This is a genomic window from Neobacillus mesonae, assembly GCF_023715155.1.
Classification (GTDB): domain Bacteria; phylum Bacillota; class Bacilli; order Bacillales; family Cytobacillaceae; genus Neobacillus; species Neobacillus mesonae_A.
This window is the reverse complement of the sequence record NZ_JAMBNQ010000001.1, coordinates 71,898-97,140: the sequence shown is the minus strand read 5'-3', so window position 1 is coordinate 97,140 and position 25,243 is coordinate 71,898. Positions and strand designations below refer to the sequence as shown.

Sequence of the window (25,243 nt, the reverse complement as noted above, 5' to 3'; positions counted from 1 at the left end):
TAATAATAAATACGTCTGAATAAGAAAATAGTTTCATTTAAGAGGAATAGAAAAGCTAGTGTCTTCGGAAAAAAATCAGCTTGTTCACGAAGAAAATACGTTACATTTACGAGGAGTCTTCGTGCTTTCTGCTCCAATCAACAGGACTGTAAAATCAACAATACCCTTTAACACAGCCTAAATAAAAAAACCACAGAGGAGATTCCCCTGCGGCCTTTTATGTCAGAATACTATGAAAGGTGTTGTTGTACAAAATTATTAACAAGTGATCCATCCGCTTTTCCCTTTACTTTAGGCATTACGGCAGACATCACTTTTCCCATATCCGCTTTTGATTTTGCGCCGACTTCTTCAATCGTTTGTTTGACGATTTCAGCTACCTCTTCTTCAGAAAGCTGTTTTGGCATATACAATTCAACAATCGAAATTTCATTACGCAATTTTTCAACTAGGTCGTCGCGACCAGCTTTATCAAACTCATGGAGGGAGTCTTTGCGTTGTTTAAGTTCGCGAGATAGGACAGTTAACTCTTGATCTTCGGACAATTCTTTTGTTCCAAGCTTAATTGCTTCATTTTGCAAGGAAGCTTTAATCATCCGAATGACCGAGAGCTTGTCTTTTTCCTTATTTTTCATCGCTTGTTTCATGTCATTATTTAAACGCTCAAGAAGACTCATTTACTACACCCTCTTAATACTTACGTTTTCTAGCTGCTTCAGACTTTTTCTTACGTTTTACACTTGGTTTTTCATAAAATTCGCGCTTTCTTGCCTCTTGCAAAGTACCAGTTTTTGATACAGAACGTTTGAAGCGACGAAGAGCATCTTCAAGCGATTCGTTTTTACGAACGACGGTTTTAGACATTCTTTTCCCTCCCTCCGAAACACAACACACTAACATCAATCCATGTACTTAGCAATTATAATATAACCTTCAAGCTAGGTCAACTGAAATTCTTCTTACTTAGGATAGACATTTTCATTTTTATTCATAGATCAGCGATTTTTTTGTTCAAATCTTTTTTTCAAGCATGTGGCATGTCCCCTTTAAGCTGACCATACAATGAGGAGAGGGGGGCCTTTGACATGCTATACATATTATTATTTGTACTTTGCATTATATTATTTATTTTTGGAATGACAATCATTCGATTTGGTTTATTTAATTTATCAGCAAATAAATTGAAAACATGGCTGACGAAGCTGACCAATACACCATTAAAGGGCATGTTAACCGGAACTTTCGTAACTGCTTTACTTCAAAGCAGTTCAGCAGTGATGGTTATTACGATTGGGCTGATTTCTGCGCGAATCATGACTTTTCCCCAATCAATCGGAATTATTTTAGGTACAAATATTGGAACAACATTTAAGACCGAACTTATTACCTTTAACCTTGATGCATTTTTAGTTCCGTTTGCAATTGGCGGCGCCATTATGATCTTAATACCTCATAAAAAATTAAGAAGTATTGGAATGCTGTTCTTTGGGATTGCTTCTGTATTTACAGCAATGAAAGGATTTGAGATGCTGGCATCCCCGCTTACTTCCATGAAACTTATTAATAATTTTATCTTATCTATAAATGGTAATATTCTCTTAAGCCTATTAACAGGCACCATAATAACTGCCATTATTCAGTCGAGCACAGCAATGACCGGGATTGCAATGGGATTTCTATCAGCCGGACTTCTCCAGCTTGATGCTGGCATAGCCATTGTTCTTGGAGCAAATATCGGCACATGTGTTACAGCATTGATAGCTGCAATAGGGGGAGGCAATGAGTCACGGCTTGCCGCATATGCCCACGTATGGCTCAATGTATTTGGGGTGCTTTTATTTATACCATTAATACCATGGCTTACAGAATTTGCCCCTTTAATGGCCAGCAAAAAAGCTGTACAGCTTGCACATATCAGCGTCATTTTCAATGTAGCAACCTCATTGCTGGTTCTTCCATTTGCCGTCAAATTCGGAGAAATGATTTTATTTTTACATGATAAAAAACCTAAAACTCCGATTATGAAATAAGGGCGTCCCATTCATTTGGGACACCCTTATTTTACATAGCTGCCTCTTCCTGAGACAGGATTTCATCTTTTAATGACCTATGGTCTTCGATTACTTTCACAAATTGCCCTTCATTATATGGATAACCTGCTTTTGTAATTTTAACTTTCACAATTTGGCCAATCATATCGTCCGTTGCTGGGAAAATAACCTTCATATAATTATCAGTATAGCCTTCATAAAGACCTGAATCTGGATCTTTCTTGTATTTCTCTTCAGGGATGACCTCCAATACTTCACCTTCAAATCTTGAGGCATATTCTTTAGCAAGCTGGTCTGAAAGAGTGATTAAGCGATGAACACGGTCATTCTTAATTTCCTCATCAATTTGATCTTCCATTCTGGCTGCAGGAGTGCCGGTTCGTTTCGAATATGGGAATACGTGAAGTTCAGAGAATTTATGTTTTTTAATAAAATGATATGTCTCCATAAATTCTTCCTCTGTTTCCCCAGGGAAACCAACAATGACGTCTGATGTAACCGCCAAACCTGGAAGCACTTCTTTCAAGCGCTCAAGTCTTTCTGCAAAGAATTCCATCGTATACTTACGACGCATTCTTTTCAGTACGGTATTTGAACCGGATTGAAGCGGAATGTGTAAGTGACGGACAATAAGATTAGAGTTTTTAATCACTTCAATAACTTCATCCGTTATTTGACTTGCTTCAATCGATGAAATACGGATTCGTTTTAATCCTTTTACACCTGTCTCAAGATCACGAAGGAGCATGGCTAAATTATAGTCCTTAAAGTCCGTCCCGTACCCGCCTGTATGAATCCCGGTTAAAACAATTTCTTTATAACCGGCATCTACAAGCTGTTGTGCCTGCCGGATGACTTCTTTCGGATCACGCGATCTCATTAAACCACGGGCCCATGGAATGATACAAAAAGTACAGAAATTATTGCAGCCTTCTTGAATTTTCAGAGATGCCCTTGTACGGTCTGTAAATGCTGGTACATCCAGTTCCTCATAGACACGGTTCTTCATAATATTGCCGACACCATTAATTGGCTGGCGCTCTTTTTTATATTGCTCAATATACTTCAGCATTTTAACCCGGTCTTGTGTTCCAACGACAATATCAACACCAGGGATTGCCATAATTTCTGCCGGTGATGTTTGTGCATAGCACCCCGTTACACAAATTACAGCATCAGGATTTTTCCTGACAGCGCGGCGGATCACCTGACGGCTCTTCTTATCACCCGTATTCGTTACTGTACAAGTATTAATAACATATACATCGGATATCGATTCAAAGTCTACCCGCTCGTATCCTTCATGCTTAAATAACTGCCAAATTGCTTCAGTCTCATAGTGATTAACCTTACATCCAAGTGTATGAAATGCGACTGTTGCCATTGTAAATTCACCTCAGTAATTCAAATTGATAGGAAATTGCAGCCAGTGTATATAATGGAGCAGTTTCCGTTCTTAAAATCCGCGGTCCTAAACCGCAGAGAATAAATCCATAACTTTGTAATTTTTTTACCTCTTCATCCGCTAACCCGCCTTCTGGACCAAATACAATGAGAAGTGAATCTCCTTGATGCATATTTTGAAGCACACTTGAAAAGTTAGAGGTCTCACCTTCCCTTGCTTCTTCTTCGTATGCAGCAATTTTATGGCCAAAGTCCTTACTTTTTTCGAGCATGGCGGTAAAGCTCATAGGACTTACAATTTCAGGAACCATCGTACGGTGTGACTGTTCAGCAGCTTCTTTAGCAATTCTCTGCCATCTATCTATTTTTTTCGAAGCCTTTTTATCATCCCATTTTACAACTGAACGGGCAGCGGAAAATGGAATGAACTGATGAGCACCTAATTCCGTGCCTTTTTGGATAATCCACTCAAGCTTGTCCCCTTTTGGCAGGCCGCTGGCTATTGTAACTGAAATCGGAAGTTCCGAATTCTCTTCTTTCCATTGTACAACGTCTGCAACGACTCTTTCATCGGAAATTTCTGCAAGCTGGCATTCCGCCTGCTTTCCATCTTTATCTACACAAATAATATGATCACCCGTTTGCATCCGCATTACCTTAACAATATGATGATGATCATCTCCGTCTATAATAAAAGAACCATCATTTGCTCGATGATTAACAAAGTAGCGCTGCACACTTTTGCATCCTCTCTAAAACGTTTTACTCCTTATTCTACTAAAGAATATCCAATAAGGAAAGTTGAACAATTTTCAGTTTCAAAAACAGATAAATTCTAAAACTCTAAATAAATGGACCAAGGGGCCCCATTTGGGCCCCCATATACTTGTATTATTTCTTTTTAGCAATTAGCGCAACCCAATCTTCCATTAAAATGGTTTCTAAAATTTCGAATCCCGATGCTAGCAGCGCTTCCTTAACCTGATCTTTTTTGGGCTGAATAATTCCTGAGGCAATGAATGTGCTGCCAGGTTTAAGAACTTTTGCGGCATCATCCGTGAACCTTACGATGACTTCTGCCAAAATATTTGCCACAATAACATCTGCTGAATTCTCTTCAACACCATCCAGCAAATTATTTTGATTGATTGTTGTTTTATGGTGAACCTTATTTAGCTTAATATTTAATCTCGCCTGTGTAACAGCAACCTCATCAAGATCATAAGCCCTAACATCTTCCGCGCCTAACATGGCTGCAGCAATGCTCAATACCCCGGATCCGGTCCCAACATCAATCACTCTGTCACCAGTATGGACAGTCTTTTCCAAAGCCTGGATACACATAACCGTTGTCGGATGTGTGCCGGTTCCAAAAGCCATGCCCGGGTCTAATTCGATAATCAATTCATCGCTGCTTACTGGATTATAAATCTCCCAAGTAGGAACAATCGTAAACCTTTCAGATATTTTCACAGGATTATAATACTTTTTCCAAGCAGTCGCCCATTCTTCTTCATTCACTTCACTAATGGTGACTTTATTTAGCCCAATATCAATATTGTAAATAATAAGATTATTGATTGAATCCTTAATTGCTTCGACCGTTTCTCCTAAAAAACTATTCACCGGCAAATAAGCTTTTACAATGACACCCTCTTCTGGATAATCATTTGGATTGAGTTGGTAGATTTCACCGAATTGATCTTCCCTTTCCTTCGTCAATTCAAATGGATCCTCTATGACAACACCGCTCGCTCCAGCCTCATGCAGGATATTAGAAATAGGTTCGACCGCCTCGTTTGTAGTATGGATACTAATTTCTGACCATTTCATTCTACCAACTCCAATCCTTACTCGCCTTTAAAGGCACGTTTTACTTTTGAAAAGAAACTTTCTTCCTGTTCACCAAGTGGTGTTTTGCCGCTTACTTCAGCAAATTCGCGAAGCAGCTGTTTTTGTTTTTCAGAAAGTTTTGTCGGCGTTATGATTCTAATCTGGATATGTTGATCGCCGACCCCATATCCACGAACATTTGGAACTCCTTTTCCTCGCAAGCGGAATTTTATACCTGTCTGCGTCCCAGCAGGAATTTTCAATTTCACTTTACCGTGCAAAGTTGGAACCTCAATTTCGTCTCCCAAAGAAGCCTGGACAAACGTAATTGGCATTTCACAGTAAATATCATCGCCATCTCTTTCAAAGAACTCATGCGGGCGGATATGGAAGACAATATAAAGGTCTCCGGCAGGGCCGCCATTTATTCCGCCCTCCCCTTGTCCAGCCATTCTTAATTGTTGGCCGTCATCAATTCCTGCAGGGATTTTCACATGAATTTTCTTACGTTTTTTCACTTTTCCATTACCGCCGCAAGTGGAGCATTTTTGTTTAATCTCTTTCCCTGTTCCATTACAGTAATGGCAAGTCCTTCGATTAACAATTTTTCCGAACGGAGTATTCTGCTCGACACTCACCTGGCCAGAACCATTACAGTGTTTACAAGTTTCAGGCTTCGTTCCAGGCTTCGCACCAGTTCCATGACAAGTTTCACATGTCTCTTCGCGCGGAATCTCAATATCAGTTTCTTTTCCAAACGCCGCTTCCTCGAAGTCTACTGTCATCGTATACTGAAGATCAGCGCCCTGTCTCGGTGCATTAGGATCTCGTCTTCTGGAACCGCCTCCTCCAAAGAAGGTGTTAAAGATGTCTTCAAACCCGCCAAAACCGCCGAAATCTGAACCGCCGCCAAAACCGCCAAAGCCTTGATTTGGGTCCGTATGTCCGAACTGGTCATAATGAGCCTTTTTCTGATCATCGCTAAGAACCTCATATGCTTCTGCAATTTCTTTAAATTTTTCATCTGCATCTGGTTCCTTGTTAATATCTGGATGATATTTTTTTGATAGCTTGCGGTAAGCTTTTTTAATTTCATCCTTAGAAGCACTTTTACTTAGACCAAGCACTTCATAGTAATCCCGTTTACTCATGATTACCACTCCCGAATCTGTCACATAAAGCTTATTTTAACACCCTGTTGATGGGGAAAGCAATAAAAATACGCTGAAGGCTTTTCCTCAAAGAAAAAGCCAAAGTCTGGAGTTTGACTTTGACTTTTAACTAAAAAGAAAACAATGAGGAAAGTTCCTTAGAATAACCATTGCTCCCAGCAAGCTGTCTGTCGCATGCTCAAGGGGTTATTGCTTTTTTATTTGTCATCTTTTACTTCTTCAAATTCTGCATCGACTACATTATCGTCTTTCCCTGCACTGTCTGCGTCTTGTGCGCCTTGTTGTGCCCCTGCCTGTGCTCCAGCCTGTTGGTAGAGTTTAACTGACAGGTCTTGAACAATCTGTTGTAATGCATCCTTTTTGGCGCGCATTTCGTTTAAGTCATTTTTCTCGATAGCTTGTTTTAAAGCATCTTTTGCTTCGTTTGCTTTTGCTACCTCAGCAGCATCTACTTTACCCTCAAGTTCTTTTAAAGTCTTTTCAGTCGTAAAGACGAGCTGATCTGCTTCATTACGAAGATCTGCTTCTTCCTTACGGGCCTTATCAGCTTCCGCATTTTCTTCGGCTTCTCTGACCATTTTTTGAATTTCTTCGCCGGAAAGACCTGTAGACGATTTAATTGTAATCTGTTGTTCTTTATTTGTGCCAAGGTCTTTTGCACGGACATTAACAATACCGTTTTTATCAATATCAAATGTTACTTCAATTTGTGGAATTCCACGTGGTGCAGGCGGAATATCAGATAATTGGAAACGGCCAAGCGTTTTATTATCTGCTGCCATTGGACGCTCCCCTTGAAGAACATGGATATCTACAGCAGTTTGATTGTCAGCAGCCGTAGAGAATACCTGTGATTTTGAAGTAGGAATGGTTGTATTACGTTCAATAAGCTTTGTAAATACACCGCCCATTGTTTCAATACCAAGGGATAAAGGAGTAACGTCAAGCAATACTACATCCTTAACGTCCCCAGTTATGACGCCGCCTTGAATCGCCGCACCCATTGCAACAACTTCATCAGGATTTACCCCGCGGTGCGGTTCTTTTCCAGTTGCTTTTTTAATTGCTTCCTGAACAGCTGGGATACGAGTGGAACCGCCGACAAGAATAACTTTGTCAATGTCAGATGGTGTTAATCCAGCATCACTTAAAGCCTGACGTGTTGGTCCCATGGTACGTTCAACAAGATGTGCAGTTAATTCATCAAATTTTGCTCTAGTCAAATTCACATCCAAGTGAAGCGGACCAGCAGGGCCTGCAGTTATAAATGGCAATGAAATTTGTGTTGAAGTTACACCAGAAAGATCTTTCTTGGCTTTTTCAGCAGCATCTTTTAAACGTTGTACTGCCATTTTATCTTGAGAAAGATCAATACCATTGTCTTTTTTGAACTGTTCAACCAAATAATCCATAATGACTTGGTCAAAATCATCACCGCCAAGACGGTTATCTCCAGCAGTTGCTTTTACTTCAAATACCCCGTCACCTAGTTCAAGAATGGAAACGTCAAAAGTTCCGCCCCCAAGGTCGTAAACAAGGATTGTTTGATCTTGGTCAGTCTTATCAAGACCATATGCAAGCGCTGCAGCTGTTGGTTCATTGATAATCCGCTCAACCTCAAGACCTGCAATTTTACCAGCATCCTTGGTTGCTTGTCTCTCAGCATCGTTAAAATAGGCAGGCACAGTAATGACAGCTTTTGTTACTGATTCACCAAGATAGTCTTCTGCGTATGATTTTAAATGCTGAAGAATAATAGCCGAAATTTCTTGAGGTGTATATTGTTTTCCTTCAGCTTCTACCTTATGAGATGTACCCATATGACGCTTAATTGAAATGATTGTGTTAGGGTTTGTAATCGCTTGGCGTTTTGCCACCTCCCCAACCTGGCGTTCCCCATTTTTAAAGGCAACCACTGATGGGGTGGTGCGGTTTCCTTCTGGATTTGGAATTACTTTTGGTTCGCCGCCTTCTAGTACAGCTACACAGGAGTTCGTTGTACCAAGGTCAATACCAATTATTTTACTCATTCCCTTTTCCTCCTCAAAAAATTATGTAGGTTACTGATTTACTTTCACCATAGATGGGCGAATGACCCGATCTTTTAAAAGATAACCTTTTTGGAATTCTTCAATGACCATATTTGGGCCAAAGTTTTCATCTTCCCCTTGCATTACTGCATGGTGTTCTTGTGGATTAAATTCTTTTCCAACAGCTTCAATTGGCTTTAATCCTTCTTTTTTTAATGCATCTAAAAGGCCGCGGTATACCATATCCATGCCTTGAAGCAATGATTTTGTTTGTTCATTATCTGCTTCGACCTGTAATGCCCGCTCAAAATTATCGAGTACAGATAGTAAGTCTGTCACAATATTTTGTGCTCTATATTTTTCAGCCGCTTCTTGATCTAATCGGCTGCGGCGCCGGAAATTATCAAAATCAGCCTGAAGTCGTAAGTAGCGGTTATCCGCTTCCTCAAGCTTACCCTTTAACTGCTTAACTTCTTTTTGAAGCTTTTCCAATTGATCAGCTGAATTCACCTCTGCTCCTTCCACTGATTCTTGTTCAGGGTTAGCATTACCTGCTTCAGTTGAATTCACATTCTCATCTTTTACATTTTCTGTTTCTTGGTTCAGTGTCTCACTTTTTTCATTCATCAACATGCTCACCTCCCTTAAAGGCATAATTACTATTAAAGTTATTTATGTTCATGGTAAAAGGGGTGAAACAAATGGATATTTCACCCTTACTCAATATTACCAGAGCTAATTATTTTGATACAGCTTGGTTAGTACGTTTGTTAAATCCTTACTTAAAATTCCTAGTAAACTGATGACTCGTGAATATTCCATCCTTGTTGGACCAAGAATTGCAATAGAGCCTAATTTTTCTTCACCAACTGAGTAGGTTGCGGTAATTAAGCTGCAGTCATCCATAATCTTATTTTTGTTTTCACTTCCAATCTTCACATTAATCCCTTTTGAATTATTTCTAATGATATTAGAAATCCATTCTTCCTGATCAATCATGGTCATTAAGTCGCGTATTTTAGATATATCATGAAATTCCGGCTGGCTTAACATATTGGTTTTGCCTCCAAAGAACAATTTCTCTGTAACCGGCATCTTCAAAAGCTGAGCAAGTGTATTGAGCATTAAATCATAATTATGAATATGCTGCCTTAATAAAATCGCAACTTCTTTATAGATTTTGTCATTTAAATCCTCTAGCGGGACCCCATTTAAACGCTCATTCAGGATATTAACTGTCTTTTCAATATCACTTGCATGAACGGATGAGGGAAGTGAAAACAACCTGTTTTCAACATGACCTGTATCCGTAACAAAGATTGCTACTGCCGTTTCTTTATTCAAAGGAATAATTTGGATTTTCTTAAGTTTATTCACGCTTACAGCAGGTCCGAGAACAATGGATGTATAATTTGTTAAGTCAGACAAAATACTCGCTGATCTCTGAATAATCTTTTCAAATTCAAAGATTTTCTCAGCAAAAATCGAATGAACAATGGTTATATCATGTTGAGTCAACACCTGAGGTGATAACAAATGATCAACATAGTAACGATAGCCTTTTTCGGATGGAACTCTGCCTGAAGAAGTATGGGTCTTTTCGATAAACCCCATTTCCTCTAAGTCCGCCATTTCATTTCGAATCGTTGCCGAACTAAAGGTAATCCCTTCTTTTTTAGACAAACTCCTTGAGCCTACTGGCTGTGCAGAACGAATAAAGTCATCAACAATCACCTGAAGAATTAATAATTGACGATCTGTTAACAACACTCATCACCTCTGTTAGCACTCATTGTTCCTGAGTGCTAATTATATTAATAAATTATCAAAAAAGGGAGGACTATGTCAATCAAACACACCTAAAAACATTTGGAAAACTTCATTTCCCAGGAGCCGCCCTTGTTTTGTTAAATATATTTTATCCCCTTTGATTTCTATCCATTTTTTTTCAATTAAATCATTCATTTCAGCCGCAAACAAATTTAATGGGTCACGATCGAATTTTTGAATAAACCTTGAAATTGATACCCCTGAAGTTTTACGTAAACCTAAAAACATCTCTTCTTCCATTTGCTCTGATTGGGGCACTAGATGATTTTCCAGTATTGGCAGTTCTTCACTGTTGAGGGTATCAATATATTTTCTTACTGGACCAATATTCGATTGTCTAAACCCATCGACATAGCAATGGGCACCAGCCCCAAAGCCATAGTAATATTCATTATTCCAATACGTCAAATTATGTCTGCTTTCAAAACCAGGTTTGGAGAAATTACTGATTTCGTACTGGTGTAATCCATGTTTCTCCATTTGGTCCATTAACACCTCATACATTTGCGCCTCAACATCTTCCCCCGGGGTCGACAGTTTTCCCTTTCTCATTAAATTATAAAAGACAGTCTTTGGTTCAATGATTAATGAGTAAGCGGAATAATGCGGCAGATCTAATGACAATGCGATATCTAATGTTTCTTTAAAATCATTCAAAGTTTGGGTGGGCAGGCTATAGATTAAATCAATACTGATGTTTTCAAAACCGATAGATTTAATTTTTTCAATTGTTTGATACACATCTTTAGCTCGGTGGACCCTGCCAATCTTTTTTAATAATTCATCATTAAAGGTTTGAACCCCTAAACTGATTCTATTCACCCCGGCATCCTTTAATATTTGCAGCTTTTCCTCGGATAAATCCCCAGGATTGGCCTCAAATGTGAATTCATTATTCATTGACTTGGATAAGTTATCATTAATGCTCTGGCAAAAGCGTTCAAGCTGCTGTTCATTTAATGATGTTGGAGTGCCTCCCCCCACAAAGATTGTATCTAATTCCTTAGATGGTGCCTCCTGTAAAGTCATTTTCATTTCTTGCTCAATCGCCTGTAAATATTCATCAACAGGCTGGCCTTTTAGAAATACTTTATTAAAGTCACAATAATAACAAATATGTTCACAAAACGGGATATGGAGATAGGCCGCTTTTATCATTTGTTTCACCTTCCATGAAAAAGAGGCTGGACGCCGAACGGCACATCCAACCTCCCTTTTCGCTTATTTTTTTGAATTATTGTCATCCATTTTTAAGACTGCCATAAACGCTTCTTGCGGTACTTCAACAGAACCTACCTGTTTCATCCGCTTTTTACCTTCTTTTTGTTTTTCAAGAAGTTTCCGTTTACGGGAAATGTCACCGCCGTAACATTTCGCCAGCACGTTTTTCCGCATCGCTTTAATGGATGACCTGGCAACAATCTTTGTACCAATAGCTGCTTGAACTGGTACTTCAAATTGTTGTCTAGGAATTAACTCTTTCAATTTTTCCACAATGACCTTCCCGCGTTCGTAAGCAAAATCCCTATGAACGATAAAGCTTAAGGCATCAACTTTTTCATTATTTAATAATATGTCCATTTTAACCAGTTTCGATGGTTTATAACCAATAAGCTCATAATCAAATGATGCATATCCTCTTGTATTGGATTTCAATTGATCAAAGAAATCATACACAATTTCCGCTAACGGTATTTCATAAATGATGCTGACGCGATTCTCATCTAAATATTGCATGTCAACGAAAATGCCGCGTTTTTGCTGGCAAAGTTCCATTATGGCACCAACATAGTCATTTGGCGACATCATCGTCGCCTTAACATATGGCTCCTCAACACGTTCAATTTTTTGCGGATCCGGCATATTAGACGGATTATCCACATTGATCTGCTCACCATCTGTCATGTGTACATGATAAATAACACTTGGTGCGGTGGTAATTAAATCAATTTTGAATTCGCGCTCAATCCGCTCCTGAATAATTTCCATATGGAGCAGTCCTAAAAAGCCACATCGAAAACCGAAACCTAAAGCCTGCGAGGTTTCCGGTTCAAATTGTAATGATGAATCATTTAGCTGTAATTTTTCAAGAGCTTCGCGCAAATCATTGAATTTAGCGGTATCGATTGGATAGAGTCCGCAATATACCATTGGATTCAGCTTTCGATAACCAGGGAGCGGCTCTGTCGCCCCATTTTTGGCATTCGTGATGGTGTCACCGACACGGGTATCACCAACATGTTTGATTGATGCCGCTAAATAACCGACGTCTCCAACGGTTAATTCATCACGCTGTACTTCTTTTGGATTATGAACTCCAACTTCAGTTACTTCGAATTCTGCACCAGTGGCCATCATTTTAATTTTATCGCCGACCTTAACAGTTCCATCGATAATTCGAATATAGGCAATGACGCCGCGATAAGCATCATACAATGAGTCGAAAATCAATGCTTTTAACGGTGCATCAGGATTTCCTGCAGGTGCCGGGACTTTTTCAACTACCTGTTCTAAGATATCTTCTATTCCGATACCTGCTTTTGCAGAGGCTAAAACTGCTTCAGAGGCATCCAGACCGATCACGTCTTCGATTTCATTTCTTACCCTCTCTGGATCAGCACTTGGTAAATCTATTTTATTTATGATCGGTAAAATTTCAAGATCATTATCCAGTGCCAAATACACATTGGCTAATGTCTGGGCTTCGATTCCCTGTGCAGCATCTACAACCAAGATGGCTCCTTCACAGGCTGCAAGACTGCGGGAGACCTCATAAGTGAAGTCGACATGTCCCGGTGTATCAATTAAATGAAAAATATATTCTTCCCCATCTTTTGCTTTATACTTTAATTGAACTGCATTTAATTTAATTGTAATCCCGCGCTCTCTTTCCAGATCCATCGAATCTAGCAGCTGTTCTTTCATTTCACGGGATGATAAAGCATTTGTCTTTTCCAAAATACGGTCTGCCAATGTTGATTTTCCATGATCAATATGGGCAATTATCGAGAAATTTCTGATTTTTGATTGTCGTTTAAGTCTATCTTCTCTATTCATGTCGTTCACTCCTACTATCACGCCACACGTAAACTATTCTTGATTATATCAGTAGGATACACAAGATTCAATATAAATAGCGGCTGCCTTTTGGCGCCGCTATTTTGATTATTGATTACTCTGTAATTTGACGGATTAGTTTACCTGATGCACTCGACAATCCTTCAGACATTTTTTTGCCCATTGAGGAGAAAAAGTTGTAAGCGTTTATTTCTTCCAGCTTCTTTTTTTTTGCCTCAATGTCATGACTTGATATATTTTTCCCGAGGAATGTTGCATTCAAATCTTTCTCATTTTCATTAATGGAAACCGCATTTTGAAAGTTTGGATCATCATAACCCTTCATTTTGTGTATCCCATTATTGGCAAGTTCCATACCAGTCAATACAGATATAAACATTAATGCCGCTAAGATGAAACTTTTCAACATAAACATTTTCATATTCGAATTCCCTTATTTCTATTGTTTATTTGTTGATTGTTTTCCGTCTTTATTCACTTTTTCAGCCTGCCAGTAGAACTCACTAAAAACATCAGCAAGTGCGTCTGCCGAACGATTTAATTCTTCGAACGTATTATCCACACCGCCAAATTCAATCAATATTGAATTCCCAGAAAGATTTTGGTTGTATACACCATTACCTTCTTGTTTTACAATAACTCCTCGGCTTAGCCCCTTATATTTTTTTTGCAAAAGGGAATGAAGCTCCTTAGCCAGCTTTACATTTTTTTCATAATTAGGATTTCGTCCACCTATGATAAATGCCAGCTTAGCATACGATTTTCCGTTAATCGTTATCGTTGAAGCTTTTTTACGGCTGGCATCTCGATGAATATCAATAAAGTATTGTAAATCTCGGTTGGACGCCATGGCAGCTTGTACAACTGCGCGTGATTCTTGATAGGATTGGGTATATTTCCATCCTTTTTTATTTAAATTCGCTTGAACATCTGTTTTATCAACAAATGTTCCAATTCCCTGATCTTCCAGTCCCTTTTTTAAGTGATCACCAATTTTGGTTACATTGATTTGTGAATGATAGGCCAAGTCTGCATCATTTACGCCTTTTAGATATGGCAAATACGATTCACGATTATGAGTGAAATATAGATAAACCACTTTACGTTTACCCGTTGTTTGCCCAGGTGCAGGAGCAGTATTTTCATTTGCCGGTTTTTCTATATCCTCTAAATTTTGAAGAGACGCCTCACGCTCAGCTTTCATGATTTCGATTGGCGGTGCCGACTCCATTGGCATGTTTGTATAATTGGTTCCTTCACCTGCAACAAGGATTTGGCCATCGAATTGAAAGAATCCCGGCAGTTCACGGCCAAGGAGGCTCCTTGGATCATCCAAGTTAATATTGCTAGCCAGCTTAAATACAAAATTTGTTAATTTTGGTGCTGCTGTATCAGGCTTTACTGATAAAAAGTGATGATTTTCCCAGCCCATCAATTGATATAATAATTCGCCATTTACATTGGTTGCTGCTTGATTCACCGATGTCGATGTTAATCTGTATTGTGGCTTTAACGAGGTTAATAATCCACTAATAGAAAATATCAATAACATAAAGAGAAAAACGGCAGCTGCAACTTTTAAAAGACTAGTTCCTTGGACGGTTACAAATGTTCCTGAAGCCTTTTTCATGGTTCCACCTCGCAAAAACGGATTCTAGTAAATCATATGTCTTTACTAGAATTAGTAGAACCAATTTCATTTTCTAAAATCAAGATCTTTTAAAATCTATCGTGTATAGAAACCGGCATTATCTTGATCGACCATACTGTGAAGGGAAGCATTTAAACCATTTGCAAGTAAATTGGCCATATCTTCAATGAACACGTCTACTTCCTTCGGTGTCACCATCAAATTATGGCCAAGAGGAGATAAAACTTCATATATTAACTTTCTTTTTTCATCTTCCTCTAACGTCCCAATTATACCGAGGAATGTTTTCCGATGGTGTTCATCAGGAAGGTCTTCATCGGTCAGCTTTCTTTTTTCTCCGAAAGTCATTCCTGCAGGTGCAAGGGCTCTTGATGGACGATTGCCTTCCCTCATCTCTTTCCCAAAATGTTTTAAAATAAAATCAATCGTATCACTTGTAATGGAAACCGCATCCACGACTGTCGGGACACCAATTGCCACAACCGGCACACCTAGTGTGTCTTTACTTAGTTCTTTACGCTTATTTCCTACTCCGGACCCTGGGTGAATTCCAGTGTCAGAAATTTGTATCGTAGAGTTTACACGTTCAATAGACCTTGACGCCAAAGCATCAATGGCAATAACGAAATCTGGCTTTGTTTTTTCCACTACACCAAAAATGATATCGCTTGTCTCAATACCGGTCAGGCCCATAACTCCAGGTGCTACAGCACTGATAGGTCGATATCCATCTTTTACATTTTCCGGCTGCAGTTCGAATAGATGACGAGTAACCAATATATTTTCACATACCATTGGCCCAAGAGCATCAGGTGTTACATTCCAATTTCCAAGTCCTACTACAAGACATGAATCGGTTTTCTTAATGCCAATACTTTCTAAGAAATGAGCAAACTCCTTTGCAAACACTTCCCCGGTCTTTTGCTGTACGTCTGTATTTTGTTCCCTAATTCCCTGCACTTCCAATGTCAAATATCTGCCAGCTTTCTTTCCGAGTGCTTCTTCACCTTGTTTCGTTACTTCCACCAACGAAATTTTCATATTATCTATATCTTTCTCTTTAATGACGACTCCTTCTATATGAGAGAGATTTTCTTCTTGATCAACAGATTTTTGAGCAAGCACCATTTCCCTTGCTTCAACAGCCAAATCAGTCCTGATAGAGTATTTACTTAAGTCTATTGACTCTTTCACAGTTGTATCACTCCTATGTCTATTTAGAAACTATTTCCTATTTTCTCCCGGTTTTAAACAAAACATGCAATTTTATATAGATTAGTCGTTGAATTCTGTATTGCAATCTGTGTTTTCGTTTGATAAAATATCTCTTGTTGCTAATATCGTTATGAATGTTTAGTCGAGTTCATATAGTCTCGATTCTTTACAGGAGGTGAAAGTAATGCCTAATATTAAATCTGCTATTAAACGTGTAAAAACTAGCGAAGCTCGTAATGCTAAAAATACAATGGAAAAATCTGCAATGCGTACTGCTGTTAAAAAAGTTGAAGCTGCAGTTACAACTAACGATGCTGCTGCTGCGAAAGAAGCACTATCTGCTGCTGCAAGCAAATTAGACAAGGCTGCTGCAAAAGGTTTAATCCACAAAAAAGCTGCTGCCCGTAAAAAATCACGTCTAATGAAAAAAGCTAACAGCTTGTAATAGAAAACGAAATTGCTAAGCTGGATTATAACAATAAAAAAACGATTCCTTTTGGGAATCGTTTTTTTATGTCTGCGTAAGCGGCCTGTCATTTCTACTCTTGAAAGGCGCTTGCGCTTTTTTTATTTCTTCAGACGGAATAACAGCATCTCTATCAACAGTGATTTATTCATGCCGCCTGTTTTCATTTTATAATCAGCATCAGCAAGAAGAGCGATTAAGTTCACCAATTCTTCGTCCGTAAATCTTCCGGCTTGACCAAGGGCCAGTTTAACCCGGTAAGGATGTGTTTTGAGGTAGCCTGCAATTTGCTGCTGCCCATACCCTTTACGCGACAACTCCTTAACTTGATAAATCAACCGAAATTGACCGGCAAGCAGAGCCAAAATCTTAATCGGTTCCTCATTTTGCTTTAATAGGTCATAATAGATTCTTAGCGCTTCATCAAGTCTCCGCTGAACCACTTTTTCAATGAGCGTAAAAATATTCTGTTCAAGTGATTTTGCCGTTAACTTTTCCACCAGTTTAAGGTCAATTTTTTGTTCATCTGCAGCATATAAAGCTATTTTTTCTATTTCACTGGAAATCATAAACATATTTGTGCCCACCAGTTGAAGCAGCCGCTCAACGGCATCAGCATCGATTGCAAGTCCGCGGGATTTCACCTGACTGTCAATCCATTTTTTTAATTCATGTTCATTTAATTTTTTTGCTTCAATTACTTCAGCTTTCCTTTTTAGTTCTTTCGTTATTTTCTTACGCTCATCTAATTTTTCATACGGAGCAGAGACGACCAACACCGTATAAGGCGCTGGATTCTGTAAATATGTTTCAAACCTTGATAAATTATGTTCAACTTTATCCTTCGTTTTTTCAGCCGTTAAAAATGTGGGATTATGTAAAAAGATCACTTTTCTTTCCCCTAAAAAAGGGAATGTTTCTGCATCCTCTACCGCAGCCTCTATAGGTGTTTCCGCCAAATCATACACAGCGAAATTAAAATCCTTCTCTTCTTCCGTCAAAACTTGATTAAGAATCAAATTTTTTGTCTCATCAATTAAAAAGGCCTCTGTTCCATATAATAAATATACAGGAGCAATTGTCTTTTGTTTTATTTTCCGCCAAGCTTCTAGTACCATAATTAATCGAGCGCTCCCCTTTATTTACTCTATACTATCGTAATGAAGCTTGGACGATTTGACAAGTCTAAAGCTGGTTTTAATGTCTTATTTAAAAGGGAATTGGCAAGCTCGATATAGTGCCAATTCCCGATCTATAATGAACGCCTGCTGTCAGCAGCCCTAGGAACTGCTATTACCAGGCGGGAGCTCTTGCTTTGTAAGCTTATTGTAACCTTGCACGTGTCAAGCTATTATGACAACTCTTGTCAGTAAAGGAAAACGAATTCAAGGCATGCTGGATTTTTTAAAATAAATCGCTTATACTATTATTGTGAAATAGGAGGGGTAGACTGTGAACGAATTTGAAAAGAATCCGCAAAGTATGCGTAACGATGCAATTGATTCAGGGGTTGGATTTGCCGTATCTTTTGGTTTTTTTGCCATCATGTTTATTATTGCAACAGTCATTAAGCTAATCGGTTCTTAAATGTTGGCTGCATAGTTTTTCCAAAAGAGACTGATCGACAGTCTCTTTTTATTTTCTAAGTTTTTCTTTATACTATGGCAGATAGGTTGAAAAGGTTCCATTACTTCGATAAAAACGATAGGTAATAGCCCCCTGAAAATCGGTTCTAAAGATTTTTGTATGCGCTGCTTTTAAACGTTCAACCACTTCCTTATGCGGATGGCCAAAACGATTATTTTCACCTGCCGAAATAAGGGCGATTTTGGGCTTGATTTGTTTTATAAAATTTTCAGCACTTGACGTTTTACTGCCGTGATGACCTGCTTTTAATACATCAACGGTCAAATTTGGATGGGCTGTGATTATTTTTTCTTCACCCTGTTTGTCAAGATCTCCTCCAAAAAACCATGAAAGACCTCCAATATAAGCAAAAATTGTGACAGAACTGCCGTTTCGTTCTCCAGAAAAATTTCTTTCTGGATTTAAAATATAAAACCTACTGTCCCCGCTGCTCCATTTTTCTCCTGATGACACCCGAATTACGGGAATCTTTTGCTTTTCAGCTTCGTGAACGATACTCTCTTCAGTTTCTGAAGATTCAGCCACAGACGGCAGCAGTATTTGTTTCACATGTAATTCCTTGATAACCGATAAGGTTCCCCCAATATGATCCATATCTCCATGAGTTAACACTAATTTATCAATTCTCGTTATGCCTTTTCCTTTTAAGAAAGGCACCACAACGTCCCTTCCCACCTCAAAGGGTTTTGACCGTTTTCTCCATTCCTCATCATAAAAACCTACCGTTCCTCCTGTATCAATAAGATAGTTTCCCCTTCCATATGGAAGCCGGATAAAAATGCTATCTCCCTGTCCTACATCAATCAAAGTTACTTCTCCAAAAGGATTTACGTGATTCCAGACCGGCTGAAAGGTTATCATAATAAGGCTCAAAATCAATAGCTTAGTTTTTCTTTTAGGATAATGCTTCGTTTCCCAAAGATAAAATATGGCAAAAATGAGCCCTATATAAATGAACAATTCAATAACATTTGGCCTGCCGGGAGTAAATGAGAGAATAGTGGATTCAGCAAAAAAGGTAATCAATTTATTTGAAAGGTTTATCACCCAAACAAAAAATTGGAACAATAGATCCGGTGCAGTTCCAAAAACAATATGGATGAAAAACAATAAGTAAAAACCTGGAAGATAAACAAACGAAAAAAGCGGAATATACAGCATATTAGCAAGTATGCTCATAAATGATAATTCGAAGTAATAATACAATAATAAAGGAAATGCAGCTAATTGAGCTGTTACGGACGTAACAAGCATCATCTGAACATAGTCCTGACTGTCCTTTAGGATATGCTGGGAAGCTAAAATGATAGCTGCACTTACCGAGAAAGACAGCTCAAAACCCACATCCAATAGAACTAACGGATTAAAAAGTAAATATAACATAAAAGCAATACTTAATGCATCAATAGGCATTAGTTTAATAAAAGCTCCCCATTTTACTGTCATGAGAACAAGAAAGATCATTAGTGAAGCCCGAATAACCGATGGGGAAGCACCTGTAAGCACCACGTAAACAGGGAGTAATAACATCAAGAGATTTACCATCATTTCTCTTGTAAGCCCGCAGCGAAGTCCCAGATATAAAACCATCCCAATCAATAAGGTAACATGCAGTCCGGATATTGCCAGCAAATGCACAATACCTGTGCTTTGATATGCATCAAGCAAATTGGGATCCAGTATACTCCTGTCACCAAATATTAAAGCTGCTGAAAGTGAAGCAATCTCTTCAGGAAAATGATTTTCTAAATAACGGATTCCAGTATAACGCAGCTGTTTTAATTCTGAAGAAAGAGTGGGTTTTATCGGGGAGCAATCAAGAAGCGGATTTTCTTTTACCTCCACTATCCAATAAATTTCCTTTCCAGCTAAATACTTTCGATAATCAAATCCATTTGGATTGTTAGCTATTTTCGGTCTCACTAAAGTACCGGAAATGCGGCACAAGGTTTGAAAATATCTTTGCTGCTTTAATTGTTCTTTTTCTAATTCTGATTTTAGTTGATACCGGATAATTAGTTTTTCATGGTATGTGGTTTCAAACGCTTCGATTTGGAGGAGATCACCATCTATTTTAGGCATCTGGGTAAATTTGAGGGTCAAAGCGGAGGTTGATTTTGGCATGAAGGTTTTATTTTGTATCACGGCCTTTTCACCAACAAACAAAAAAAGAATCGCTGCTCCTAAAACCGTTAATAATTGACCTTTATTAAAACATTTGTATTTGTATAATATGTAAAAATAAAGGAGGGTCAATAAGAAAATGGGGAAAAAGGAAAGAAGTGCTGCTAGGACTGCCAGCATAGCTGTCAGCGCAAAATACAGATATTTACCATTCATCATATCTTCTCCATATTAAAGTTAAAATATTTTTCAGAAGAAATAGGAACGCCGGAGAGAGAACCGGCGTTTATAATAATTATTGTTTTATTTTTCGAAAATCAATGACTTGCTCTGTGAGTTCCACCTTTTCAACTTTTACATGGGCTTGTTCAAATAGTTCAATGGCATATGGATGGTTCTTATAATCCTCAGCATAATAAACAGTTTTAATGCCTGCTTGAATAAGAGCTTTACAGCATTGAAGACAAGGAAAATGGGTGACATAAATTTCTGCCCCATCTGCAGGTACACCAAATTTTGCACACTGCAGCAATGCATTCATTTCAGCGTGAATTGTTCTTACACAGTGATTATCGATCACATAACAACCTTTATCAATGCAATGATCTCCACCGGCGATTGACCCATTGTAACCTCCTGCGATAATTCTCTTATCCCTAACAATCGTTGCCCCGACTGTCAGACGGGTACAAGTGCTTCTTAATGCTAGTAAATGGCTTTGAGCCATGAAATATTGATCCCATGATATTCTATTCATGAATTCTCCAACTCCTAGAAAAATACTTTTGGTTTTAGTTTAATGTTAACTTGTACTGATGGTCAATGGAAACGATTAATGAATGTCCACCAAATCTTTTAGCTTTTCAAATGTTTTATCCCCAATACCGCTGATATTTTTTAAATCATCCACCGTTTTAAAACCTCCCTTTGTTTCCCGGAATTCAATGATTGCATCAGCTTTGGCAGGTCCTACACCTGGGAGATTCTGCAATTCCTGGGAATTTGCTTTATTAAGATTTATTTTCCTTTGCTGATTCGCGGCACTGCCGGGATTCCTGCTGTCTCCTCCTCCAGCTTGTGCCTTTGCTGCTATAATCCCCTCTTCACCCTTTTCTGGTACGTAAATTACCATCTCATCCTGGATATGTTCAGCCAAATTCACCTGGCTTTTGTCTGCTTTATCGGTTAACCCTCCTGCCCTGGTAATGACATCTATCACTCGTTCCCCTTCACTTGCCTGATAGACCCCAGGCAGTTTAATTTGGCCTTTTACATCTACCATCATTTTTTCCGGCGGTTTTGATTCAATTTCCTGCTTTTCCTTGGTTGCATGCTCTTCAGCAGGTGCTTCCAAATTCTCATCCACCAAAGCCTTAGATTGGATCTGCGGCTCTATTATAGGGCGGGTTTCATTAAAATAATATAAACCGCCAATTACCACTAAGACAGCAAGAATTACATACAGCTTATGTTCCATTATCCAGTTCTTCATTGGAATCCATCCTTTCAGAAGGTATATTTTAGTCATGGGAATCATATGGTTATAAAAGAAACTCGCAGGTGAAGGAGGGTCGAAATCATGAATATTGGTATCATTGGTACCGGTAATATGGGGAGAATCCTAGTAGAGGCTTTACTGGATGGAAAGGCAATATCCCCTTCTTCCATGATGATTACAAATAGAACAATCGAAAAAGCGATGGTGCTGAGAAATAAATACAAAGGACTTAAAGTTGGAGAAAATGCAATTGAAGTGGCGGCAAATTCCGATTTAATCTTCGTTTGTGTAAAACCATTAGATGTTTTTAAGGTTATGGATGAGATTAATCCCTATTTAACGGAGAATAAATGTCTCATTTCCATCACAAGCCCAATTAGTACAAATCAAATTGAATCCAAAATTTCCTGTTCAGCAGCCAGGGTCATTCCCAGCATTACAAACCGTGCATTAACTGGAATATCCTTGATCACATATGGTGAAAATTGTAAGACGGGATGGAAAATAGAAATAGAACAGCTGATGTCCAAAATTTCTGTGCCGCTTCCCATCGAGGAAAAAATAACTAGGGTTGCTTCAGATATTGTAAGCTGCGGCCCTGCATTTTTTAGTTATTTACTACAACGCTTTATCCTTGCAGCAGTGCACGAAACAGAAATTGATGAAAAAACAGCAACACAATTAGCGAGTGAAATGACTATCGGTCTTGGGGAATTGCTAAAGCAAGGCCATTATACCCTGCCATCACTTCAAGAAAAAGTATGTGTAAAAGGCGGCATCACTGGTGAAGGAATAAAAGTGATGGAGAATGAACTTGGGGATGTTTTTGAACATTTATTCCAAGCAACACATGAGAAGTTTAAAGAAGATCTGGAAAAAATTGAAATGCAATTTTCCAACTCAAACTTATAATTCGACTAAATCTGAGGAATTCCTGCATAAAACTTATGAAAAGCCATCTTTTTTCGAAAAAGATGGCTTTTCAGCTTTCTGTTAATTTTTTTTTGCAATAAAAAAGATTCTCTCAGAATGGGCACCTGGTGCAGCATGTTCAAAGTCTGCATTAACCTCCAACAATTTAAAACCGGCTTCATTAAGCCAGACTGAATATTGTTCTACGGTGAAGGTGCGTTGAAAATGAAGTTCGTCAATTCGGTCATATTTACCGCTTTGTTCATCCAACACAAAAAAGCTCAGTTCATGTTCCACGCTATTTGAATATTCACCAGGGAAACTATTCCAGATATACGATATTGGATCATCACTTAAGGCAAAAGTTTGTTTAAGAAAGACTTCACTGATTTTATAAATCGAATGGACATCAAAAATGAATAACCCGTCTTGTCTTAAATGGTCAGCTACTCGAAAAAAGGTGTCCCTTACCTGCTGTTCTGACTTTAGATAATTAAGCGAATCGCAAAAGATACCGGCTGTATCAAACTCTCCTAACCCCTCTAATTCTGCCATGTTTTGCTGATAAAATGGAATCTTCAAGTTTTCTGACTCTGCTTTTTGTTTAGCGACCATTAACATGTCTTCTGACAAATCAACACCCGTGACTTGAAACCCTTCTTTAGCAAAACGGACAGAAAGCTCACCGGTGCCGCAAGCCAAATCCAGCATACGAATGGAGCTGGATTTGCTTTCATTTAGGTGAGCGGCTAGTTTTTCTTTCATAAACTGAAGCCATTCATCATACGGGGCTTCATTCATTAGTGCATCATATAGATAGGCAAACCGTTCATAGCTCATGAATTTAACTCGCTAAGGGTATCTACCCTCGGTGCATCTCCCCATAGCCGCTCCAAGTTATAATAGACACGTTCGTCACGATGGAAAACATGTGCTACAACATCTCCTAAATCAATCAACACCCAGCGGGCTTCTTCAAAGCCTTCCATTCTTTTTACATCAAAATTATTTTCCAATGCTATTTCACGGATTCCCCGGGCGATTGCCTGTACCTGTTTGTCTGAATTGCCATGACAAATAATAAAGTAATCGGCAATCAGTGAAATTCCCTGCATATTTAGCGCTGTAATATTTTCTGCTCTTTTGTCGTCAGCAGCTTTTACGGCTAGCTTGAGCAATTCTTGATTATGCATCAATCAATCCTCCTATTTTTCACCAAATCATTGTAAGTATGAAATGTTTCTGGATAAATCGTTTGATTCTTTTTAAGTAAAAAGGCAATTGAATTTTGAATCGATTTGATTAAAGCTTCATCCAAGTTTTCCTTTGCCAATTGTCGAACTTCGTCAACTCCTGGAAAATGACGGCCCGGTTCTATATAATCAGCCAAATAAATAACCTTTTCTAACAGGCTCATACTTGGTCTGCCGGAAGTATGATATCTAATAGCCTCTAGTATTTCTCTGTCGGTTATTCCTGCTTCGGTTTCCACTAGGAAAGCCCCTGCAGGAGCATGCCAAAGTTCCGCGTTAAATTCCAACAAGTCTTTTGGAAAACCTTGTTCAATTATTATTTTCCTCATTTCCTCTTTAGGTCGAAATTTCGCATAATCATGAAAAATGGCAGCTATCTCTGCCTTTTTCACATCGGCACCATATCTTTTGGCTAAGTCAATGGCTGTTTCCATTACACCTAAAGTATGCTGATAACGATGTTCGGTTAATTGTTCTTTTACAAGTTTTAATGCATCTTCACGTTCCATATAAGTGATTCTCCTCAATATAGGCAATTACACGGTCTGGCAATAAGTATCTTACTGTTTTTCCATTCTTAAATCTATCCCTGATCATACTTGATGAAACATCAATTGCAGGTACATCCACATAAAGAACAGGATATTCTGTCTCCCGGTGATAATTTGGCCTCTCTACCCCCACAAATTGAACAAGATTAACAAGCTCATCAATTTTATGCCATTTGGGTAAATATTCAATCATATCGGCACCAATGATAAAGAAAAATTGGATATTCTGATATGTTTCATTAATGACTTTCATTGTCTCGACTGTATACGAGGGGCCTTCCCGCTTAAGTTCTATAGGCTGAACTTGGAATGCGGGGTTATCTGAAACAGCAAGTTCCAACATATGAAGCCGTTCCTCATCTTTTACTGATTCCGGCATCTTCTTGTGCGGCGGTACATGATTAGGCATAAACCAAATTTCATCTAGGTTAAGGCTGTTTTGAACCTCACTTGCAATCAAAAGATGCCCAATATGCGGCGGGTTAAAAGTTCCGCCCAAAATCCCCACTTTCTTCATCCAATACCACC

General features: G+C 38.6%; 25 protein-coding genes and 1 pseudogene. 4 read left to right on the top strand and 22 right to left on the bottom strand.

Features of this window, described 5'->3' with window-relative positions; translation table 11 throughout:
* Nucleotides 1-230 precede the first annotated feature (230 nt).
* Both M3183_RS00530 and rpsU read right to left on the bottom strand, forming a co-directional pair.
* Nucleotides 231-677: a GatB/YqeY domain-containing protein gene (locus M3183_RS00530; RefSeq protein ID WP_251465382.1), complete on the bottom strand. Its 447-nt coding sequence runs from the start codon at nucleotides 675-677 to the stop codon at nucleotides 231-233.
* Nucleotides 678-690: 13 nt separating this feature from the next.
* A complete protein-coding gene (gene rpsU, locus M3183_RS00525) occupies nucleotides 691-864 on the bottom strand; it encodes a 30S ribosomal protein S21 (RefSeq protein WP_042458546.1) in 174 nt (57 codons plus the stop codon).
* 221 nt (nucleotides 865-1,085) lie between these two features.
* Between rpsU and M3183_RS00520 the strand changes: the two genes are divergently transcribed.
* Complete coding sequence (locus M3183_RS00520) at nucleotides 1,086-2,030, top strand: Na/Pi symporter (protein ID WP_251465381.1); 945 nt, start codon at nucleotides 1,086-1,088, stop codon at nucleotides 2,028-2,030.
* 31 nt (nucleotides 2,031-2,061) lie between these two features.
* On the opposite strand, the gene mtaB is transcribed toward M3183_RS00520, so the two are convergent.
* From mtaB to gpr, 12 genes are all read right to left on the bottom strand, one after another.
* The gene (mtaB, locus tag M3183_RS00515; protein ID WP_251465380.1) at nucleotides 2,062-3,435 is read right to left on the bottom strand and encodes a tRNA (N(6)-L-threonylcarbamoyladenosine(37)-C(2))-methylthiotransferase MtaB; all 1,374 of its coding nucleotides are present in this window, start codon (nucleotides 3,433-3,435) and stop codon (nucleotides 2,062-2,064) included.
* Between the two features lie 7 nt (nucleotides 3,436-3,442).
* Nucleotides 3,443-4,192: a 16S rRNA (uracil(1498)-N(3))-methyltransferase gene (locus M3183_RS00510; RefSeq protein ID WP_251465379.1), complete on the bottom strand. Its 750-nt coding sequence runs from the start codon at nucleotides 4,190-4,192 to the stop codon at nucleotides 3,443-3,445.
* Nucleotides 4,193-4,346: 154 nt separating this feature from the next.
* Complete coding sequence (gene prmA, locus M3183_RS00505) at nucleotides 4,347-5,288, bottom strand: 50S ribosomal protein L11 methyltransferase (RefSeq protein WP_251465378.1); 942 nt, start codon at nucleotides 5,286-5,288, stop codon at nucleotides 4,347-4,349.
* Nucleotides 5,289-5,305: 17 nt separating this feature from the next.
* Nucleotides 5,306-6,439 (bottom strand): molecular chaperone DnaJ, encoded by a 1,134-nt coding sequence (gene dnaJ / locus M3183_RS00500; RefSeq protein WP_251465377.1) that lies wholly within the window; start codon nucleotides 6,437-6,439, stop codon nucleotides 5,306-5,308.
* Nucleotides 6,440-6,657: 218 nt separating this feature from the next.
* Nucleotides 6,658-8,490 carry a molecular chaperone DnaK gene (gene dnaK / locus M3183_RS00495; protein WP_251465376.1) on the bottom strand — a complete coding sequence of 611 codons (1,833 nt, stop codon included), beginning with the start codon at nucleotides 8,488-8,490 and terminating at the stop codon, nucleotides 6,658-6,660.
* A 30-nt stretch (nucleotides 8,491-8,520) separates the two neighbouring features.
* Nucleotides 8,521-9,117 (bottom strand): nucleotide exchange factor GrpE, encoded by a 597-nt coding sequence (grpE, locus tag M3183_RS00490; protein WP_251466221.1) that lies wholly within the window; start codon nucleotides 9,115-9,117, stop codon nucleotides 8,521-8,523.
* A gap of 108 nt (nucleotides 9,118-9,225) precedes the next feature.
* Nucleotides 9,226-10,257 carry a heat-inducible transcriptional repressor HrcA gene (gene hrcA, locus M3183_RS00485; protein ID WP_251465375.1) on the bottom strand — a complete coding sequence of 344 codons (1,032 nt, stop codon included), beginning with the start codon at nucleotides 10,255-10,257 and terminating at the stop codon, nucleotides 9,226-9,228.
* A gap of 78 nt (nucleotides 10,258-10,335) precedes the next feature.
* Nucleotides 10,336-11,478: a radical SAM family heme chaperone HemW gene (gene hemW / locus M3183_RS00480; RefSeq protein WP_251465374.1), complete on the bottom strand. Its 1,143-nt coding sequence runs from the start codon at nucleotides 11,476-11,478 to the stop codon at nucleotides 10,336-10,338.
* Nucleotides 11,479-11,541: 63 nt separating this feature from the next.
* Nucleotides 11,542-13,377, bottom strand: coding sequence for a translation elongation factor 4 (lepA, locus tag M3183_RS00475; protein WP_251465373.1), 1,836 nt, complete (start codon nucleotides 13,375-13,377; stop codon nucleotides 11,542-11,544).
* A gap of 115 nt (nucleotides 13,378-13,492) precedes the next feature.
* Nucleotides 13,493-13,819 (bottom strand): DUF3679 domain-containing protein, encoded by a 327-nt coding sequence (locus M3183_RS00470; RefSeq protein ID WP_251465372.1) that lies wholly within the window; start codon nucleotides 13,817-13,819, stop codon nucleotides 13,493-13,495.
* A gap of 18 nt (nucleotides 13,820-13,837) precedes the next feature.
* A complete protein-coding gene (gene spoIIP / locus M3183_RS00465; protein ID WP_251465371.1) occupies nucleotides 13,838-15,028 on the bottom strand; it encodes a stage II sporulation protein P in 1,191 nt (396 codons plus the stop codon).
* Nucleotides 15,029-15,124: 96 nt separating this feature from the next.
* Nucleotides 15,125-16,243, bottom strand: a complete 1,119-nt coding sequence (gene gpr / locus M3183_RS00460) for a GPR endopeptidase (RefSeq protein WP_251465370.1) — start codon at nucleotides 16,241-16,243, stop codon at nucleotides 15,125-15,127.
* A gap of 205 nt (nucleotides 16,244-16,448) precedes the next feature.
* Here gpr and rpsT point away from each other — a divergent pair, with 205 nt between their 5' ends.
* The gene (gene rpsT, locus M3183_RS00455) at nucleotides 16,449-16,709 is read left to right on the top strand and encodes a 30S ribosomal protein S20 (RefSeq protein WP_251465369.1); all 261 of its coding nucleotides are present in this window, start codon (nucleotides 16,449-16,451) and stop codon (nucleotides 16,707-16,709) included.
* 122 nt (nucleotides 16,710-16,831) lie between these two features.
* On the opposite strand, the gene holA is transcribed toward rpsT, so the two are convergent.
* Nucleotides 16,832-17,848, bottom strand: coding sequence for a DNA polymerase III subunit delta (gene holA / locus M3183_RS00450; RefSeq protein WP_251465368.1), 1,017 nt, complete (start codon nucleotides 17,846-17,848; stop codon nucleotides 16,832-16,834).
* Nucleotides 17,849-18,182: 334 nt separating this feature from the next.
* Here holA and M3183_RS00445 point away from each other — a divergent pair, with 334 nt between their 5' ends.
* Nucleotides 18,183-18,317, top strand: coding sequence for a YqzM family protein (locus tag M3183_RS00445; protein WP_251465367.1), 135 nt, complete (start codon nucleotides 18,183-18,185; stop codon nucleotides 18,315-18,317).
* A 72-nt stretch (nucleotides 18,318-18,389) separates the two neighbouring features.
* On the opposite strand, the gene M3183_RS00440 is transcribed toward M3183_RS00445, so the two are convergent.
* From M3183_RS00440 to M3183_RS00430, 3 genes and pseudogenes are all read right to left on the bottom strand, one after another.
* Complete coding sequence (locus M3183_RS00440) at nucleotides 18,390-20,720, bottom strand: DNA internalization-related competence protein ComEC/Rec2 (RefSeq protein WP_251465366.1); 2,331 nt, start codon at nucleotides 20,718-20,720, stop codon at nucleotides 18,390-18,392.
* A gap of 91 nt (nucleotides 20,721-20,811) precedes the next feature.
* Nucleotides 20,812-21,258, bottom strand: a pseudogene (locus M3183_RS00435) (ComE operon protein 2); the annotation flags it as partial.
* A gap of 75 nt (nucleotides 21,259-21,333) precedes the next feature.
* The gene (locus tag M3183_RS00430; protein WP_251465364.1) at nucleotides 21,334-21,993 is read right to left on the bottom strand and encodes a helix-hairpin-helix domain-containing protein; all 660 of its coding nucleotides are present in this window, start codon (nucleotides 21,991-21,993) and stop codon (nucleotides 21,334-21,336) included.
* A gap of 87 nt (nucleotides 21,994-22,080) precedes the next feature.
* Here M3183_RS00430 and comER point away from each other — a divergent pair, with 87 nt between their 5' ends.
* Nucleotides 22,081-22,911 carry a late competence protein ComER gene (gene comER / locus M3183_RS00425; protein ID WP_251465363.1) on the top strand — a complete coding sequence of 277 codons (831 nt, stop codon included), beginning with the start codon at nucleotides 22,081-22,083 and terminating at the stop codon, nucleotides 22,909-22,911.
* Nucleotides 22,912-22,992: 81 nt separating this feature from the next.
* Here comER and M3183_RS00420 read toward each other — a convergent pair whose 3' ends face one another.
* From M3183_RS00420 to M3183_RS00405, 4 genes are read right to left on the bottom strand one after another with little or no spacing between them, the layout of a single operon-like run.
* Complete coding sequence (locus M3183_RS00420) at nucleotides 22,993-23,751, bottom strand: class I SAM-dependent DNA methyltransferase (RefSeq protein WP_251465362.1); 759 nt, start codon at nucleotides 23,749-23,751, stop codon at nucleotides 22,993-22,995.
* The gene (rsfS, locus tag M3183_RS00415) at nucleotides 23,748-24,104 is read right to left on the bottom strand and encodes a ribosome silencing factor (RefSeq protein WP_251465361.1); all 357 of its coding nucleotides are present in this window, start codon (nucleotides 24,102-24,104) and stop codon (nucleotides 23,748-23,750) included. The genes M3183_RS00420 and rsfS overlap by 4 nt, the downstream gene beginning before the upstream one ends.
* The gene (yqeK, locus tag M3183_RS00410) at nucleotides 24,104-24,673 is read right to left on the bottom strand and encodes a bis(5'-nucleosyl)-tetraphosphatase (symmetrical) YqeK (RefSeq protein ID WP_251465360.1); all 570 of its coding nucleotides are present in this window, start codon (nucleotides 24,671-24,673) and stop codon (nucleotides 24,104-24,106) included. Before yqeK ends, rsfS begins: the two co-directional genes overlap by 1 nt.
* Complete coding sequence (locus M3183_RS00405; protein WP_251465359.1) at nucleotides 24,663-25,232, bottom strand: nicotinate-nucleotide adenylyltransferase; 570 nt, start codon at nucleotides 25,230-25,232, stop codon at nucleotides 24,663-24,665. Before M3183_RS00405 ends, yqeK begins: the two co-directional genes overlap by 11 nt.
* Nucleotides 25,233-25,243 lie beyond the last annotated feature (11 nt).

Excerpts from the sequence above, each read along its gene's own strand:
- M3183_RS00530 (WP_251465382.1), bottom strand. The coding sequence starts at position 677 with ATGAGTCTTCTTGAGCGTTTAAATAATGACATGAAACAAGCGATGAAA.
- dnaK (WP_251465376.1), bottom strand. The coding sequence starts at position 8,490 with ATGAGTAAAATAATTGGTATTGACCTTGGTACAACGAACTCCTGTGTA.
- prmA (WP_251465378.1), bottom strand. The coding sequence starts at position 5,288 with ATGAAATGGTCAGAAATTAGTATCCATACTACAAACGAGGCGGTCGAA.
- spoIIP (WP_251465371.1), bottom strand. The coding sequence starts at position 15,028 with ATGAAAAAGGCTTCAGGAACATTTGTAACCGTCCAAGGAACTAGTCTT.
- dnaJ (WP_251465377.1), bottom strand. The coding sequence starts at position 6,439 with ATGAGTAAACGGGATTACTATGAAGTGCTTGGTCTAAGTAAAAGTGCT.
- mtaB (WP_251465380.1), bottom strand. The coding sequence starts at position 3,435 with ATGGCAACAGTCGCATTTCATACACTTGGATGTAAGGTTAATCACTAT.
- rpsU (WP_042458546.1), bottom strand. The coding sequence starts at position 864 with ATGTCTAAAACCGTCGTTCGTAAAAACGAATCGCTTGAAGATGCTCTT.
- M3183_RS00420 (WP_251465362.1), bottom strand. The coding sequence starts at position 23,751 with ATGAGCTATGAACGGTTTGCCTATCTATATGATGCACTAATGAATGAA.
- holA (WP_251465368.1), bottom strand. The coding sequence starts at position 17,848 with ATGGTACTAGAAGCTTGGCGGAAAATAAAACAAAAGACAATTGCTCCT.
- M3183_RS00440 (WP_251465366.1), bottom strand. The coding sequence starts at position 20,720 with ATGATGAATGGTAAATATCTGTATTTTGCGCTGACAGCTATGCTGGCA.
- comER (WP_251465363.1), top strand. The coding sequence starts at position 22,081 with ATGAATATTGGTATCATTGGTACCGGTAATATGGGGAGAATCCTAGTA.
- M3183_RS00470 (WP_251465372.1), bottom strand. The coding sequence starts at position 13,819 with ATGAAAATGTTTATGTTGAAAAGTTTCATCTTAGCGGCATTAATGTTT.
- grpE (WP_251466221.1), bottom strand. The coding sequence starts at position 9,117 with ATGAATGAAAAAAGTGAGACACTGAACCAAGAAACAGAAAATGTAAAA.
- rpsT (WP_251465369.1), top strand. The coding sequence starts at position 16,449 with ATGCCTAATATTAAATCTGCTATTAAACGTGTAAAAACTAGCGAAGCT.
- M3183_RS00405 (WP_251465359.1), bottom strand. The coding sequence starts at position 25,232 with ATGAAGAAAGTGGGGATTTTGGGCGGAACTTTTAACCCGCCGCATATT.
- M3183_RS00520 (WP_251465381.1), top strand. The coding sequence starts at position 1,086 with ATGCTATACATATTATTATTTGTACTTTGCATTATATTATTTATTTTT.
- yqeK (WP_251465360.1), bottom strand. The coding sequence starts at position 24,673 with ATGGAACGTGAAGATGCATTAAAACTTGTAAAAGAACAATTAACCGAA.
- hemW (WP_251465374.1), bottom strand. The coding sequence starts at position 11,478 with ATGATAAAAGCGGCCTATCTCCATATCCCGTTTTGTGAACATATTTGT.
- rsfS (WP_251465361.1), bottom strand. The coding sequence starts at position 24,104 with ATGCATAATCAAGAATTGCTCAAGCTAGCCGTAAAAGCTGCTGACGAC.
- M3183_RS00430 (WP_251465364.1), bottom strand. The coding sequence starts at position 21,993 with ATGAAGAACTGGATAATGGAACATAAGCTGTATGTAATTCTTGCTGTC.
- lepA (WP_251465373.1), bottom strand. The coding sequence starts at position 13,377 with ATGAATAGAGAAGATAGACTTAAACGACAATCAAAAATCAGAAATTTC.